Below are 14,431 nucleotides of genomic sequence, written 5' to 3' on the forward strand. Positions count from 1 at the left end.
CCCGTCGGGGGCGGCTCTGTCGGGGGCGGCTCTGTCGGGGGCGGCTCTGTCGGGGGCGCCCCGACCACCAGCGATCCGGCCAGCGGCGGGCCCGGTAGTAGCAGCCCGTTCAGTAGCAGCCCGTTCAGTAGCAGCCCGCTCAGCGGCGGCTCCGTCGGAGGCGGCCCGACCACCAGCGATCCGGTAAGCGGCCCCACGGTGGGTGGGCCGGTGAGCAGCGGACCGGTCAGCAGCGGCTCTCTCCGTGGTAGCCCCACCAGCAGCGGACCGGTCAGTGGTGGCCCGGTTAGCGGCGGGCCGGTCAGTGGTGGCCCGGTCAGTGGCGGCCCGGTTGGTGGCGGGCCGGTTGGTGGCGGGCCGTCCCAGGCGGCGGATTCGCCATGGGCGCAGCCGCCGCAGCGACCCACTCAGCCGGACAACCCCCAGCCACCCAAGCCGCGAACCGGCACGGACGCGACCACCGCAGCGCCCCGGACCGGCGCTGTGTCGAGTTCCGCTCCCGCCCACTTCCCGACCGTGACGCCGCGCCGGACCACCGACAATGGCGACGAGCAGGGCTCGGGCACGGTCTACCGGCCCGGACCGGTCGGCCCGGACACGCCCCGCCCGAACACCGCCGCCCAGGCCGGCAGCGTCTCCCAGCCCGGCCCGCAGAGCGGTCCCGCGGCGACACCGCCGCCCCACCAGACCTTCCCGCACCAGACGGCACCCACCCCACCCGGCCAGCACCAGCCAGGACCCACCCCGCCCGCCCCACACCAGCCAGGACATACCCCGCCAGGCCCCCACCAGCCCGGATATACCCCGCTCGCCCCGCACGGGCCAGGACCAACCACACCCGGCCCGCACCAAACGGGACCCGCGCTGACCGGCCCGCACCAGACGGGATCACACCAGACGGCCCCCACTCCAGGACCGATCCCGCCGGGACCGCCCACCCCCGGCCCCGGCCCGATGCCCCACCAGCCCGGCCCGATCGCACCCGGCCCGCTCCCGGCACCGCCTCCCGGCCCGACGAACCAGACCCACCCCCACCCGGGCCACCCAGGCCCAGGCTCCCGCCCGATGGAGCCGCAGCAATGGCCGGCCAACGCCCAACCGGTCCCGGGCCCGTTCCCGCCCACTGTCGACCCGCGGGTCGTTCCGCCGCACCCGCACCCGCCCCACCAGGGCGAGCAGCCCGGCCCGCACCAGCAGCCCCCGCCCGTCGACCCCTACCAGCAGCTGCCCTGGGTCTCCGACGGCACCCCGACCGCTGAGGAGTTCGCCCGGCGCCGGCTGGCCAAGCCCGCCGAGCCGACCGCGACCATGGGGGCGCGGGCCATTCTGCAGAAGGGCACGATGGGCCTGGTCCGGCTGGCCCCGGGCAAGCGGGAGCAGGAGTACAAGCAGGACGTCGAGATGGTCCGGCGCAACTTCGGCGGCCTGCGGCAGGTCACGGTGGTCAACCCCAAGGGCGGCGCCGGCAAGACCGTCGCCGTGCTGCTGCTCGCGATGACCTTCGGGCAGAAGCGCGGCGGGTACGTGCTGGCCTGGGACAACAACGAGACCCAGGGGACCCTGGGGATGCGGGCGCAGCAGGACTTCCACGCTCGTACCGTCCGCGACATGATGCGGGACCTGCATCTGTTCCGGGGTTCGCACGGCCGGGTCGGCGACCTGAGCCAGTACGTGCGAGCGCAGGGCGAGGGCATGTTCGACGTGCTGGCCTCCGACGAGTCGGCGACCGCCGGTGAAATGCTCACGGCCAGCGCGTTCGCCGAGATCCGGGAGATCGTCAGCCGGTTCTACAAGCTGATCTTCGTGGACACCGGCAACAACGTCCGGGCCCAGAACTGGCAGGCGGCGATGGACGCCACCGACCAGTTGGTGATCACCATGTCGGCCCGTAACGACTCGGCCGAGACGGCGGCGCGGATGCTCGACCACCTGGAGCAGAGCGGCCGGCAGCGGCTGGTCCGCCAGGCGGTCAGCGTGGTGACGATGCCGCCGACCCGCAAGGACATCGACCTGCCGGCCATCCAGCGCCACTTCGCGGCCCGCACCCGCGCCGTGTTGCTGGCCCCGTACGAGAAGTTGATCGACTCGGGGGAGCCGCTGCGGTACGGCCAGCTCTCCACCAGCACCCGGGACTCGTGGCTCAAGATCGCTTCAGCGGTGGCCGAGGGCCTGTAGCGGAGCGGCCGGGCCGGAGATCCGGCCCGGCCGCTACCCGGGGTCGAGGGGTCGATCAGGTGAGGGCGTCCGCCGCGGCCGGGTCGCTGTCGCGGAGGAACTGGGCGCACCGGGCCGCCTCGTCCGCCTCGCCGATCTCCGCCGCCGCCACCGACAGGGCGTGCAGGCACCGCAGGAAGCCCTGGTTGGGCGCGTGCGACCACGGCACTGGGCCGTGGCCCTTCCACCCGTTGCGGCGCAGCGCGTCCAGCCCGCGGTGGTAGCCGGTGCGGGCGTACGCGTAGGCGGTGACCGGCTGCTGCTCCGTCAGGGCGCTCTCCGCCAGCGCCGCCCAGCCGCCGCTGTATGCGGGGAAGCGGGCCGCGACGGTCTTGTACGCGTCGTCGGTGCCGGCCTGCTTCGCGGTGGCCAGGGCCGCGTCGGCCTCGGTGTCGGCGGGGAGGCGGGTGGCCGGCGGCTCGGGAAGGAGGTTTTGCATGGGACCATTCAACCGCGCCCGGGACGGGTCTCCGGGGGTGGGTCGCCGAACCGATCCCAGGCGTCGCCGAGGGCGCGCAGCCGGTCGGCGTACTCGATCCGCTCCCGCCAGGCCGGCGGCCAAGCCGCCATGCCCAGCGCCGCGCCCGCGAAGCCGCCGGCCAGGCACGCGATGGAGTCCGAGTCGCCCGAGGTGGCCGCGGCCCGGCCCAGCGCGGTGAGCGGCTCGTCCGGGGTGAGCAGGTAGCAGTACAGGGCCGTGGCCAGGGCCTCCTCGGCGATCCAGCCGGCGCCGGTGAGCAGGCACGGGTCGCCGCCGGGGTCGCCGCGGCGCAGGGCGCCGGCCACGACGTCGAGCGCGGCGGCGCACTCGTCCCAGCCGCGGGAGATGAAGTCCTCCGGCGTCGGCACCCCGGGCCGCTGCCACAGGTCGCCGAGCCACTCCCCGCGGTAGATCAGCCGCTGGTCGGCGCAGTGCGCCCGCAGGCCCGGGAGCAGATCGCGCGGCGCGAGGCCGTCGCTCAGCCAGCGGACCGCGTACGCCGTGAGCTCGCTGGCCGCCAGCCCGGTGGCATGCCCGTGGGTGAGGCCGGCCTGCAGTTGCGCCGCCCCGGCGCGCTGGTCGCCGGTGAGCCCCGGGAGCAGGCCGACCGGGGTGACGCGCATGTTGGCGCCGCAGCCCTTCGAGTGAATCTGTGACGCCCGCTGCCAGGGACGGCCGTCGGCCAGGTCGCCGCACGCGCGCAGGCAGGTCATGCCCGGGGCGCGGTTGTTGTCCGGGCTGGCCGCCCAGTCGAGGAACGCCTGCCGCAGCACCGGCTCGAAGCTCGCCGGGGTCAGCGGATCCGCGGCGACCAGGGCTTCGCCGACCGCGAGCATCATCTGGGTGTCGTCGGTGACCAGCGCGGGGTCCCCGGTCAGTTCGCGCGGCCCGCCCGGCCCGTACGCCGCGACGATCGTCGCGTAGTCCTGGAACTCGGTGGGCTTGCCCAGCGCGTCCCCGTAGGCCAACCCGTACAGCGATCCCGATGCCTTTTCCACGCTGGCTACCCTACGGTGATGCCCGGTGATCCATTGCAGTCCGTGTTCGGCGGCGAGCAGCCGTTCGATGCCACCGCCTTCGAGATCGAGTCGCGCGCCGAGTTGGACGTCCATCTGGCCAAGCGGTCGCTGGCCGGGCTGATCGTGCTCGGGCTGCGGCTCGACGAGCAGCCGCCCGACTTCACCGGCGTCGACGTGAGCCAGACCCTGTTCGTGGGGTGCCGGCTGGCCGGCCCGCGGGTCGAGATGGACCTCATCGCGCGGGGCGCCCACCTGGTGCCCCCGTTCGAGGCCCGGCCCTATCCCACCCATCCCGCGCACCTCTACACGCCGGAGGACCTGGCCGACGGGTTCGCCCGCGAGGGGTTCGCCGGCATGTACGACACGCTGGTCTACGAGCACTTCCTGGCCCACGGCGGGGCGGCGCCGGACCTGCGGGAGGCGATCGCGCAGCGGCTGCACGACGCCGGCATCGACAACGCGCTCGGCAAGGCGCTGGCCGCCTGGGTCGACGGGCACGACGCCCGGGGCGCGGTCGGCATCATGGGCGGGCACGCCGAGCCGCGCGGGTCGGCCGCGTACCGGATGGCCGCGACCCTGGCCTGGCGCCTGGCCGGCGCGGGCCGGCTCATCGTGACCGGCGGCGGGCCCGGCGTGATGGAGGCGGCCAACCTGGGCGCCTACCTCTCCGACGGTACGGCGGACCAGCTCTCCGCGGCGATCGACCAGCTCGCGGTCGCGCCGGACTTCCGCGACCACGACCCGTTCACGGCGGCGGCGCTGGCGGTGCGCGCGGCGTATCCGGCTCCGGCGTGCGCGGCGGGTGACGTGGTCGGCAAGCTCACCCACGGCGGCCTGGCGCTGCCCACCTGGCTGTACGGCCACGAGCCGGCGAACCTGTTCGCCGGCCAGATCGGCAAGTACTTCTCCAACGCGGTCCGCGAGGACACCATCCTGCGCCTGTCCCGCGGCGGGATCGTCTTCGCGCCGGGCTGGGCGGGCACGGTCCAGGAGGTGTTCCAGGCGGCCACGAAGACCTTCTACCGCACCGACGGCCCGTCCGGCGCGTTCGTCTTCCTCGGCGTCGAGCACTGGTCGACGCTGCCGGTGGAGGCCCTGCTGCGGCCGCTGCTGGCCCGTTCGCCGCACGGCGACCAGTCGGATCTGCTGGTGGTCACCGACTCACTCGACGAGGCCATGGCCGCCCTCACCGGCGCGTAGGTCCAGCTCGTAGGTCTGCCCGACGAGGTCCGCGCCGAAGCTGTGGTGCGGTTCCTCGCCGGTCAGGGTGAAGCCGCGGTCCAGGTAGATGCGGCGGGCGGCGATCAGCGGATCGTTGGTCCACAGCCGTACGGTCCGGTAGCCGCGGGACCGGGCGAAGTCCAGGCAGGTGTCCACCAGCCGGCCGCCGAGGCCGAGTCCACGCCCGTCGGGATGCACCAGCAGCAGCCGCAGCTGGGCCGTCGCGCCGGGGCCGGCCACGCAGAAGACGCAGCCCACGCGCTGTCCGTCGAGCTCGGCCACCCAGGCCGCCTCGCGCTCGGGGTCGTGGCCGGCGGCGAAGTCGGCCACGATCCGGGCGACGAGCGCCTCGAAGCTGCCGTCCCAGCCGAACTCGCGGGCGTAGACCTCGCCGTGCGCCGCGACGACCCAGCCCAGGTCGCCGGGCCGGCCGAGCCGTCTGATCATCGCTGTCATGGCCGCTCCCACGGTTGACTGAAACGAGTGTTTCAGTCAGGCTAACGGCATGTCGGCCCGCCGCGCTGAGCTGCTCGAGCGCGCCTACGACCACGTGCTGGCCCACGGCCTGGCCGACATGTCGCTGCGACCGCTGGCGACCGCGGTCGGCTCCAGCCCTCGGGTGCTGCTCCTGCTCTTCGGCAGCAAGGAGGGCCTGGTGCGCGCCCTGCTCGACCGGGCCCGCGCCGACGAGCTGGCGCTGCTGGCGGCCGTGCGGGCGACCGGGGCGCCCGTCGCGGCCGAGGTCTGGCAGTGGCTGGCTGCCCCGGCGCACCGGCCGCTGCTCGTGCTCTGGGCGGAGGCGTACGTCCGGTCGCTGGTCGATCCCGGCGGCCCGTGGGCCGGCTTCGCGCGGTCCACGGTGGAGGACTGGCTCGCGGTGCTGTCCCCCGGGGAGGTGCGGCCCACGCTCACCCTGGCCGTGCTCCGCGGCGCGTTGCTGGACCTGCTCGCCACCGGCGACGTCGAACGCACCACGGCCGCGGTGACGAGCTACCTCGGCGGCGCGCCGGGGTGAGGCTCAAGCCACGGGCACGCGGCGCCAGCTGTGCACCGGCAGATCCATTTCCGGTACGTCGGTCAGCCCGTTCTCGTCCATGGCGTTGAAGACCGCCAGCCGCGCCCCCTCGAACAGGAACTCGACCGCGTGCAGCACCCGGGGCCGCCACTCCTTGACCGTGGTCCGCTCGATGATGTTGACCTCGCGCAGCGCCCGGCCGCGGGCGTTGCGCAGCGCCGCGTGCGGATCGGCCCGCCAGTCGAGCTGGATGCCGGTCGCGTACCACTCGATGGGCGCGCTCATGTCGACCTGGTCCCAGGTGATTGCACACTCGTCGAACTTGCGGTGGGTGATTTCCACGTTGGCGCCGCCGAAGCCGAGGATCACCGGGCCGTCGGCGAACCAGCCCCGCTCGGACATGTCCCACATCAGCCAACCGCCGACCAGCTCACGGCCGATGAGCCGGGAAAACCGTGCTCTGTGGACGGCGGCGAGGGCCTCGGCGTCGTGGTGCCACTCGGGTTCATACCCCTCGATGCCGAGCATGATCACCGCCCTCTTCCGGACAAGACGACGATCGTACCCACGCCTCTGCGTAGTCCCGCAACACGAGAACGGCCGGCCCCCACGTACGGGTGCCGGCCGTCCTCATGAGATCACTTGGAGAGCGAGGTGCCCGTCGAACGCAGGTGCTCGCACGCCTCGACGACGCGCTTGGCCAGGCCGTCCTCGGCCAGCTTGCCCCAGGCGCGGGGGTCGTACTGCTTCTTGTTGCCGACCTCGCCGTCGATCTTCAGCACGCCGTCGTAGTGGCGGAACATGTGGTCCGCGACCGGGCGGGTGAACGCGTACTGCGTGTCGGTGTCGATGTTCATCTTGACCACGCCGAAGTCCAGGGCGCCGTGGATCTCCGACAGCAGCGAGCCCGAGCCGCCGTGGAAGACCAGGTCGAACGGCTTCTCCTTGCCGTACTTGGCGCCGACCGCCTCCTGGATCTCCTTGAGGATCTCCGGGCGCAGCTTGACGTTGCCGGGCTTGTAGACGCCGTGCACGTTGCCGAAGGTCAGGGCCGTCATGTAGCGGCCCTTCTCGCCCAGGCCCAGCGCGGCGGCGGTGGCCAGGCCGTCCTCGACCGTCGAGTACAGCTTGTCGTCGATCGCGGCGGAGACGCCGTCCTCCTCGCCACCGACCACGCCGACCTCGATCTCGAGGATGATGTGCGCGGCGGCCGCCTGGGCCAGCAGCTCCTCGGCGATCTGCAGGTTCTCGTCGACCGGCACGGCCGAGCCGTCCCACATGTGCGACTGGAACAGCGGCGCCTTGCCGTTCGCGACGCGCTCCTTGGAGAGGGCGAGCAGCGGGCGCACGTAGCCGTCGAGCTTGTTCTTCGGGCAGTGGTCGGTGTGCAGCGCGATGTTGACCGGGTAGTTCTTGGCCACCTCGGTGGCGTACTCGGCCAGCGCCACCGCGCCGGTGACCATGTTCTTGACGGTGGGGCCGGAGGCGTACTCGGCGCCGCCGGTGGAGATCTGGACGATGCCGTCGCTGCCGGCCTCGGCGAAGCCCTGCAGGGCGGCGTTGAGCGTCTGCGAGGACGTCACGTTGATCGCGGGGTACGCGAACGCGCCGGCCTTGGCGCGGTCGAGCATCTCGGCGTAGACCTCAGGGGAAGCGATGGGCATCGGTGCGCTCCTTGATCTCGGTACGGGAAGCAGAGGGCAGGACCGCGCTGTCCTCCACCTGGCAGTATTCCGCAGCAGGGGACGGTGACGGAAATCGCCCCGTTATCCGCGTACGGGTTTGCGTACCACGCCGGTGGGGACGCCACCGGAGGAGACCGGAAGGAGTCGACGATGACGTACCCCGAGTACAGCCGCGACCTGGAGGCGCCGGAAGCGGACGCGGCCGAGCAGGCCGCGCTGGCCGACCCCGCCTCGGACGACTCCGAGCCGTCGGCGGGCTCCTCCTCGATCGAGGCGCCGGAGTGGGACGCCTGGGAACAGCGGCAGGCCGTGCCCCTCGACGACGACGAACGCTGACCAGTAAGTCCTACTTCGTCACGTATCGGGGGTTTGCCCGTACCCACGTCTGCACCGTGTCGCCCCGCACCGCCGCGAAGAGCCCCGGCCCCACCGCGGGATAGATGCGCTCGCGCCCGGCGGCCGTCGCCCGGAAACTGGGCTCGCTGATCCCGACGACCTCGGCGGAGCCCAGTCCCCCCGCGGCGGCGAGCAGCGGGCCGGCCGGCCCGTCGAGCTCGATGCCGTCTCGGGCCGCCGTCAGCAACGCATGCGCGCGGGCCGGGTCGCTGAGCGTGCCGTCCGCGGTGAGCTTGGCCGCCAGCGAGCGCAGGAAGCGCTGGGCGATGCGGTCCCGGTCGTAGCTGCCGTTCGGCAGCCCGTAGCGGGCCTGGAGCAGGGCCGAGACCTCGTCGGCGCCGACGTGCTGGCAGCCCTTCGGGAACCGCTGGCCCGTGGTCTGCGCCTTGACCGTCTCGGTGAGGCACATGTCGACGCCGCCGACCGCCGCGGTCACCGCGCGCAGCGCCCGCAGATTCACCGTCACCCGGGCGTCGAAGTCGATGCCGGTCAGCTCGGAGACGACCTGCTCGGTGAGCGCCGGGCCACCCTGGTCCAGGGTCTCGGTGAGCCGGGCCGGCCGGCCGCCGGGCAGCTTGACCTCGCCGTCCCGAGGCAGGCTGATGAGGTACGTCCGGCTCCGGTCGGCCGGCACATGGACGATCATGACCGAGTCGGCGTGCTGCTCCGCCGGGTCCTGCCAGCGGAGCCGGTTGTCGCTGCCCAGCAGGAGCAGGTCGAGCGGGCCGGCCGGGGCCGGGGGCGGGGCCTCGCCGGCCAGGGTGACCGTCGGCGCGGCGGCATGTTCCCACCGCTGCAGGACCGTGGGGACCGCGGCGCCGGTGAGCAGGACCGCGGCGGCCGCCCCGGTGATCCGCCGGGCCAGGCGACGGCGCTTCGCGCGTACCCAGGCCTGGTCGATCCGGGCCCGCACCGGCGCGACCGGCGGGGCCAGGGTCTCGTGCCGGGCGAACGCCGCCCGCAGCTCCTCCTCGATCCCGCTCATCGGGCCTCCACCAGCTCGGCGCGGAGCGTGGCGAGCGCCCGCGAGATGGACGAGCGGACCGTGCCGACGGCGCAGCCGAGCGCCTCGGCGATGTCGGCGTCCGGCAGATCCTCGTAGAACCGCAGCACCAGGGCGGCGCGCTGACGGCGCGGCAGCTTGGCCAGCATGCCCCAGATCCGGTCCCGCTCGGCCGTCTCGTGGGCGTGGTCGGTCGGCACCGCGGGCGCCGGATCGGGCTCGGCGCGCAGCAGCACCCGCCGCAGCCAGGAGCCGCGGCGCAGATCGATGAACTGGTTGGTCAGCATCTTGCGGACGTAACCGTCCGGGGAGTCGCTGGCGGCGACCCGCCGCCAGTTGAGCTGGACGCGGACCATCGTGTCCTGCACGAGGTCCTGCGCCGTGTGCGGGTCGCCGGTCAGCATGACGGCGTATCGCAGCAGCGCACCGAGCCGGCTGTCGGCGAACTCCTCGTAGGTCACGGGCACCTCCGCTCCTACGACGCGTCCGGGCCCGCGAATCATTGCGCGGTGCGTCAAATCAGTCGCTGCTGATCGCGCGGCACTGCCATCATCAGCGCGTGCTGCTCACCGTGACGACCACCCACCGGCCGGCCACCGACCTCGGTTACCTGCTGGTCAAGCACCCCGACAAGGTGCACTCCTTCGACGTGCCCACCGGTACGGCCCACGTGCTGTTCCCGGACGCGGCCGAGGAGCGGTGCACCGCCGCGCTGCTGCTCGACGTCGACCCCCAGCGGCTCGGCGCCGCGCGGGGCGGTCGCCGGCAGCAGGCCGCGCCGGAGTCGTTCGCGCTGGGCCAGTACGTCAACGACCGCCCGTACGCGGCGTCCAGCCTGCTCGCCGGCGCCCTGGCCAAGGTCTTCCGCAGCGCCCTGCGCGGGGAGTCCAGGGACCGCCCGGAGCTGGCCGGCGCGGCCATCCCGCTGGAGATCCGCGTGCCGGTGCTGCGCTGCCGGGGCAGCGCGGCGGCCCTGTTCGAGCCGCTGGGCTGGACGGTCAGCGCGACGCCGATCCCGCTCGACGACGTGCCCGCGGGGCATCCGCTGGCCGGCGACAGCCCGTACGTCGACCTCACCCTGACCGGTACGCTGCGGCTGGCCGACGCGCTGAACCACCTGTACGTGCTGCTGCCGGTCCTGGACGACGCCAAGCACTACTGGGTGGCGCCCGACGAGATCGACAAGCTGCTGCGCGCCGGCGAGGGCTGGCTGGCCACGCACCCGGAGAAGGTGCTGATCACCCGGCGCTACCTGGCCCACCGCCGGTCGCTGGCCGCCAGCGCGCTGGAGCAGCTCGACCGGATCGACACCGACTCCATCGACGCCCCGGCGGACACCGCGACCGACGAGGAGGCCGAGCTGCCGGTCACCCGCAAGCAGACGCTGGCCGAGCAGCGACGTGACGCGGTGCTGGCCGCGCTGGCCGAGTCCGGCGCCACCCGCGTGCTCGACCTGGGCTGCGGGCAGGGCGCGCTGCTCGGCGCCCTGATCAAGGACCGTCGGTACACGCGGATCATCGGCACGGACGTGTCGTCGCGGGCACTGGAGCTGGCCCACCGGCGGCTGCGGCTGGACCGGGTGCCGGAGCGGCAGCGGGACCGCGTGACGCTGTGGCAGTCGGCGCTGACCTACCGCGACGACCGGCTGCGCGGCTTCGAAGCGGCGGTGCTGATGGAGGTCATCGAGCACGTGGACCCGCCGCGGCTGCCCGCGCTGGAGGCCTCGGTGTTCGGCCACGCGCGCCCGGCCACGGTCGTCGTGACCACGCCGAACGTCGAATACAACCGGCTGTACGAGGGCCTGACCGGCATGCGGCACTCGGACCACCGCTTCGAATGGACCCGCGCCGAGTTCCAGGACTGGGCGAGCCGAACCGCGTCCGCGCACGGCTACACGGTGAGCTTCCGCGGGGTGGGCGACGAGGACCCGGCGCTCGGCACACCGACCCAGCTGGCGATCTTCACCCGGGAACCGAAGGAGGCGGCATGACCGAGATCGACATCCCGGAGCTCGCGCTGGTCGCGCTGGTCGGCATCTCCGGCTCCGGCAAGTCCACGTTCGCCCGCGCGCACTTCAAGCCCACCCAGGTGCTCTCCTCCGACTACTTCCGCGGCCTGGTCGCCGACGACGAGAACGACCAGTCCGCTTCCGGCGCCGCCTTCGACGTGCTGCACTACGTGGCCGGCAAGCGCCTGGCCGCCGGGCGGCTGACCGTGGTCGACGCCACCAACCTGCAGCCGCACGCCCGGGCCGGGCTGGTCAAGGTCGCCCGCGAGCACGACGTGCTGCCGGTCGCGGTGGTGCTGGACGTGCCCGAGGCGCTGGCCTGGGAACGCACGCAGGCCCGGCCGGACCGTACCTTCGGCCGTCAGGTCCTCAACCGCATGCACCGCGACCTGCGCCGCTCGCTCGGCCAGCTGGCCCGCGAGGGCTTCCGCAAGGTGCACGTGCTGCGCGGGCCCGAGGAGATCGCGGCCGCCTCGGTCCGCTACGAGAAGCTGTTCAACGACAAGCGCGAGCTCACCGGGCCGTTCGACATCATCGGCGACGTGCACGGCTGCCGCGCCGAGCTGGAGACGCTGCTGACCACGCTGGGCTACGCGCTGGCCCGCGACGAGGCCGGACGCCCGGTCAACGCGGTGCACGCGGAGGGCCGTACCGCGGTCTTCGTCGGCGACCTGGTCGACCGCGGCCCGGACTCGCCCGGCGTGCTGCGCCTGGTCATGGGCATGGTCGCGGCCGGCACGGCGATCTGCGTCCCGGGCAACCACGAGCAGAAGCTGGCCCGCAAGCTCAACGGCCGCAACGTCCAGCTCACCCACGGGCTGCCGGAGACCCTCGAGCAGCTCGCCCGCGAGGACGAGGCGTTCACCACCCGGGTGCGCACCTTCATCGACGGCCTGGTCAGCCACTACGTGCTGGACGGCGGCCGGCTGGTGGTCGCGCACGCCGGCCTCAAGGAGGCCTACCAGGGCCGGGCGTCGGGCCGGGTGCGCTCGTTCGCGCTCTACGGCGAGACGACCGGGGAGACCGACGAGTACGGCCTGCCGGTCCGCTACCCCTGGGCCCGTGACTACCGCGGCTCGGCGGCCGTCGTCTACGGCCACACCCCGACCCCGGAACCGGAGTGGATCAACAACACCATCTGCCTGGACACCGGCTGCGTCTTCGGCGGCAAGCTGACCGCGCTGCGCTGGCCGGCCCGCGAGCTGGTCTCCGTGCCCGCGGCCCGCGAGTACTACGCCCCGGCCCGCCCGCTGGTCCCGGTCGAGACCAAGCCCGACGAGGGCCTGGACCTGGCCGACGTCACCGGCCGCCGGCACCTGGACTACTCCTACGGCCGCACCACGGTCGCCGCGGAGAACGCCGCCGCGGCGCTGGAGGTGATGAGCCGCTTCGCGCTGGACCCGGCGACGCTGGTGTGGCTGCCGCCGACGATGGCGCCCTGCTCGACGTCGACGCTGGAGGGCTACCTGGAGCATCCGGCCACGGCGTTCGCGGACCTGCGGTCGGCCGGTGTCGGCACGGTCGTGTGCGAGGAGAAGCACATGGGCTCGCGGGCGGTGGTGCGCGTCTCCCGCTCGGGCGCCGGGGACGCGATCTGGACCCGTACCGGCCGGCCGTTCTTCGACGCCGGGCGCAACGCCACGCTGCTGGCCGGCGTGCGGGCGGCCGCGGGGCGGCTCTTCACCGAGCTCGACACCGAGTGGCTGCTGCTCGACGCGGAGCTGCTGCCCTGGTCGGCCAAGGCCGGCGGCCTCATCCGCGAGCGGTACGCGGGTGTCGGCGCGGCGGGCCGGGCGGCGCTGCCGGCTGCTCTGTCGGTGCTGGAGCGGGTGGCCGCGCGCGGGCTCGACGTCGCCGGGCTGCGCGAACGGCTCGAGCTGAGGGTGAGCGAGATCGCGGGCTACTCGGCGGCGTACCGCGCGTACGTGCAGCCGACCGACGGGCTGAGCGGCGTGACGCTGGCGCCGTTCGCGGTGCTGGCCGGGGCCGGCGTCTCGTACCGGGACAAGGACCACGGCTGGCACCTGGACCTCGCGGACAAGCTGGTCGCGGCGGATCCGACGCTGTTCACGCCGACCCGGCGGATGGTGGTCGAGCTGGGCGACGCGGCGGCGGAACAGGCCGCGACCGACTGGTGGCTGGCGCTGACCGCGGCGGGCGGCGAGGGGATGGTGGTCAAGCCGTACGCCGGCCTGGCCGCGACCGACGCCAAGGGCCGGCTGGTGCAGCCCGGGGTGAAGTGCCGCGGGCGGGAGTACCTGCGGATCATCTACGGCCCGGAGTACACCCGGCCCGAGCAGCTCGAACGGCTGCGCGGGCGGTCGCTGGGCCGTAAGCGCGGTCTTGCTCTGCGTGAGCACGGGTTGGGCCTGGCCGCGCTGGACCGGCTGGCCGAGGGCGCCCCGCTGTGGCGGATCCACGAGGTGGTCTTCGCCATCCTGGCCGCCGAGTCGGAGCCGGTGGACCCGCGCCTGTAATCCACAGCTCTCGTACAGGCCCGGCCCGGCCCGGGGCCGGTACCCTGGCTCATCGTGGACATCCGTGCGCTCTCCGAGCAGCTTGCCCTGAACCCGATGGACCCGAAGGACCTGCTGCAGACCTTCGGGTTGATCGGCGTCTGGGCGATCCTCTTCGCGGAGACGGGTCTGCTCGTCGGCTTCTTCTTCCCCGGTGACTCTCTGCTGTTCCTGGCCGGGGTGGCGGCCTCGCCGGTGGCCGACTCGATCTTCGGGGACGGCACCCGCATCTCGCTGGTGGGGCTGCTGATCGGCGCCCCGCTGTGCGCGATCGCCGGCGCCCAGCTGGGCCACCTGCTCGGCGCCCGGTACGGCCGCCGGATGTTCGACCGCCCGGACAGCAAGCTCTTCAAACGCGAGTACGTGCAGAAGGCCGAGTACTACTTCGAGAAGTTCGGCCCGGCCAAGGCCGTGGTGCTGGCCCGCTTCATCCCGATCGTGCGCACGTTCCTCAACCCGGTGGCGGGCACCCTGGGCATGCCGGCCCGCCAGTTCTTCGTCTGGAACGTGGTCGGCGCGATCCTCTGGTGCGACGGCGTCATCCTGATCGGCTACCTGCTGGCCGAGCGCATCTACGCGGCCATCGGCGACAAGATCGACCACTACATCCTGCCCGTGGTGGCCCTGATCGTGCTGATCTCGGTGCTGCCGATCCTCATCGAGATGCTCCGCGAGCGGCGGGCCAAGAAGAACGCCGCCGCGGACCCGGGCCCGGCGACGGCGATCGGTGTCGTGGCGGCGGCCACCGTGGCCGGCATGGCCGAGGCGGTCACCCACCACGACGACGACGAGCACCGCGACCACAAGCCCCGGCACTCGGCCTGAGCCGAGAATTTCTCGCCGCGGCCCGCAGCAATGCGGCTTGCGGCGGCG

General features: G+C 73.5%; 13 protein-coding genes and 1 pseudogene. 7 read left to right on the forward strand and 7 right to left on the reverse strand.

What is annotated here, in order from left to right:
* Window positions 1-807 precede the first annotated feature (807 nt).
* Window positions 808-2,175 (forward strand): annotated as a pseudogene (locus Ani05nite_RS41575) (MinD/ParA family ATP-binding protein); the annotation flags it as partial.
* A 55-nt stretch (window positions 2,176-2,230) separates the two neighbouring features.
* On the opposite strand, the gene Ani05nite_RS35290 reads toward Ani05nite_RS41575, so the two are convergent.
* Both Ani05nite_RS35290 and Ani05nite_RS35295 read right to left on the reverse strand, forming a co-directional pair.
* Window positions 2,231-2,653, reverse strand: a complete 423-nt coding sequence (locus Ani05nite_RS35290) for a DUF3151 domain-containing protein (protein ID WP_203775658.1) — start codon at window positions 2,651-2,653, stop codon at window positions 2,231-2,233.
* A gap of 8 nt (window positions 2,654-2,661) precedes the next feature.
* Window positions 2,662-3,693 carry an ADP-ribosylglycohydrolase family protein gene (locus Ani05nite_RS35295; RefSeq protein ID WP_239130965.1) on the reverse strand — a complete coding sequence of 344 codons (1,032 nt, stop codon included), beginning with the start codon at window positions 3,691-3,693 and terminating at the stop codon, window positions 2,662-2,664.
* Between the two features lie 18 nt (window positions 3,694-3,711).
* On the opposite strand from Ani05nite_RS35295, the gene Ani05nite_RS35300 reads away from it, so the two are divergent.
* Window positions 3,712-4,914 carry an LOG family protein gene (locus Ani05nite_RS35300; RefSeq protein ID WP_203775662.1) on the forward strand — a complete coding sequence of 401 codons (1,203 nt, stop codon included), beginning with the start codon at window positions 3,712-3,714 and terminating at the stop codon, window positions 4,912-4,914.
* On the opposite strand, the gene Ani05nite_RS35305 is transcribed toward Ani05nite_RS35300, so the two are convergent.
* A complete protein-coding gene (locus Ani05nite_RS35305) occupies window positions 4,876-5,391 on the reverse strand; it encodes a GNAT family N-acetyltransferase (RefSeq protein ID WP_203775664.1) in 516 nt (171 codons plus the stop codon). The genes Ani05nite_RS35300 and Ani05nite_RS35305 overlap by 39 nt on opposite strands.
* Window positions 5,392-5,440: 49 nt before the next feature.
* On the opposite strand from Ani05nite_RS35305, the gene Ani05nite_RS35310 reads away from it, so the two are divergent.
* Window positions 5,441-5,950: a TetR/AcrR family transcriptional regulator gene (locus Ani05nite_RS35310; protein WP_203775666.1), complete on the forward strand. Its 510-nt coding sequence runs from the start codon at window positions 5,441-5,443 to the stop codon at window positions 5,948-5,950.
* A 3-nt stretch (window positions 5,951-5,953) separates the two neighbouring features.
* Here the strand turns inward: Ani05nite_RS35310 and Ani05nite_RS35315 are convergent, their stop codons facing one another.
* Window positions 5,954-6,478, reverse strand: a complete 525-nt coding sequence (locus tag Ani05nite_RS35315) for a hypothetical protein (RefSeq protein ID WP_203775668.1) — start codon at window positions 6,476-6,478, stop codon at window positions 5,954-5,956.
* Window positions 6,479-6,588: 110 nt separating this feature from the next.
* Window positions 6,589-7,614, reverse strand: a complete 1,026-nt coding sequence (fbaA, locus tag Ani05nite_RS35320) for a class II fructose-bisphosphate aldolase (RefSeq protein WP_203775670.1) — start codon at window positions 7,612-7,614, stop codon at window positions 6,589-6,591.
* Window positions 7,615-7,785: 171 nt separating this feature from the next.
* Here fbaA and Ani05nite_RS35325 point away from each other — a divergent pair, with 171 nt between their 5' ends.
* The gene (locus Ani05nite_RS35325) at window positions 7,786-7,971 is read left to right on the forward strand and encodes an Rv3202a family protein (RefSeq protein WP_203775672.1); all 186 of its coding nucleotides are present in this window, start codon (window positions 7,786-7,788) and stop codon (window positions 7,969-7,971) included.
* Window positions 7,972-7,981: 10 nt separating this feature from the next.
* On the opposite strand, the gene Ani05nite_RS35330 is transcribed toward Ani05nite_RS35325, so the two are convergent.
* Both Ani05nite_RS35330 and Ani05nite_RS35335 read right to left on the reverse strand, forming a co-directional pair.
* Window positions 7,982-9,016 (reverse strand): LCP family protein, encoded by a 1,035-nt coding sequence (locus Ani05nite_RS35330; RefSeq protein WP_203775674.1) that lies wholly within the window; start codon window positions 9,014-9,016, stop codon window positions 7,982-7,984.
* Window positions 9,013-9,495 carry a SigE family RNA polymerase sigma factor gene (locus tag Ani05nite_RS35335; RefSeq protein ID WP_203775767.1) on the reverse strand — a complete coding sequence of 161 codons (483 nt, stop codon included), beginning with the start codon at window positions 9,493-9,495 and terminating at the stop codon, window positions 9,013-9,015. The genes Ani05nite_RS35330 and Ani05nite_RS35335 overlap by 4 nt, the downstream gene beginning before the upstream one ends.
* A 98-nt stretch (window positions 9,496-9,593) precedes the next feature.
* Between Ani05nite_RS35335 and Ani05nite_RS35340 the strand changes: the two genes are divergently transcribed.
* The 3 genes from Ani05nite_RS35340 (at window position 9,594) to Ani05nite_RS35350 (ending at window position 14,383) form a co-directional block, all read left to right on the forward strand.
* A complete protein-coding gene (locus Ani05nite_RS35340) occupies window positions 9,594-11,024 on the forward strand; it encodes a 3' terminal RNA ribose 2'-O-methyltransferase Hen1 (protein ID WP_203775676.1) in 1,431 nt (476 codons plus the stop codon).
* Entirely contained in the window at window positions 11,021-13,519 is a 2,499-nt protein-coding gene (locus Ani05nite_RS35345; RefSeq protein ID WP_203775678.1) for a polynucleotide kinase-phosphatase, read from the forward strand. Before Ani05nite_RS35340 ends, Ani05nite_RS35345 begins: the two co-directional genes overlap by 4 nt.
* A gap of 96 nt (window positions 13,520-13,615) precedes the next feature.
* The gene (locus tag Ani05nite_RS35350) at window positions 13,616-14,383 is read left to right on the forward strand and encodes a DedA family protein (protein WP_203775769.1); all 768 of its coding nucleotides are present in this window, start codon (window positions 13,616-13,618) and stop codon (window positions 14,381-14,383) included.
* Window positions 14,384-14,431 lie beyond the last annotated feature (48 nt).

The organism is Actinoplanes nipponensis (assembly GCF_016862275.1).
GTDB lineage: Bacteria > Actinomycetota > Actinomycetes > Mycobacteriales > Micromonosporaceae > Actinoplanes > Actinoplanes nipponensis.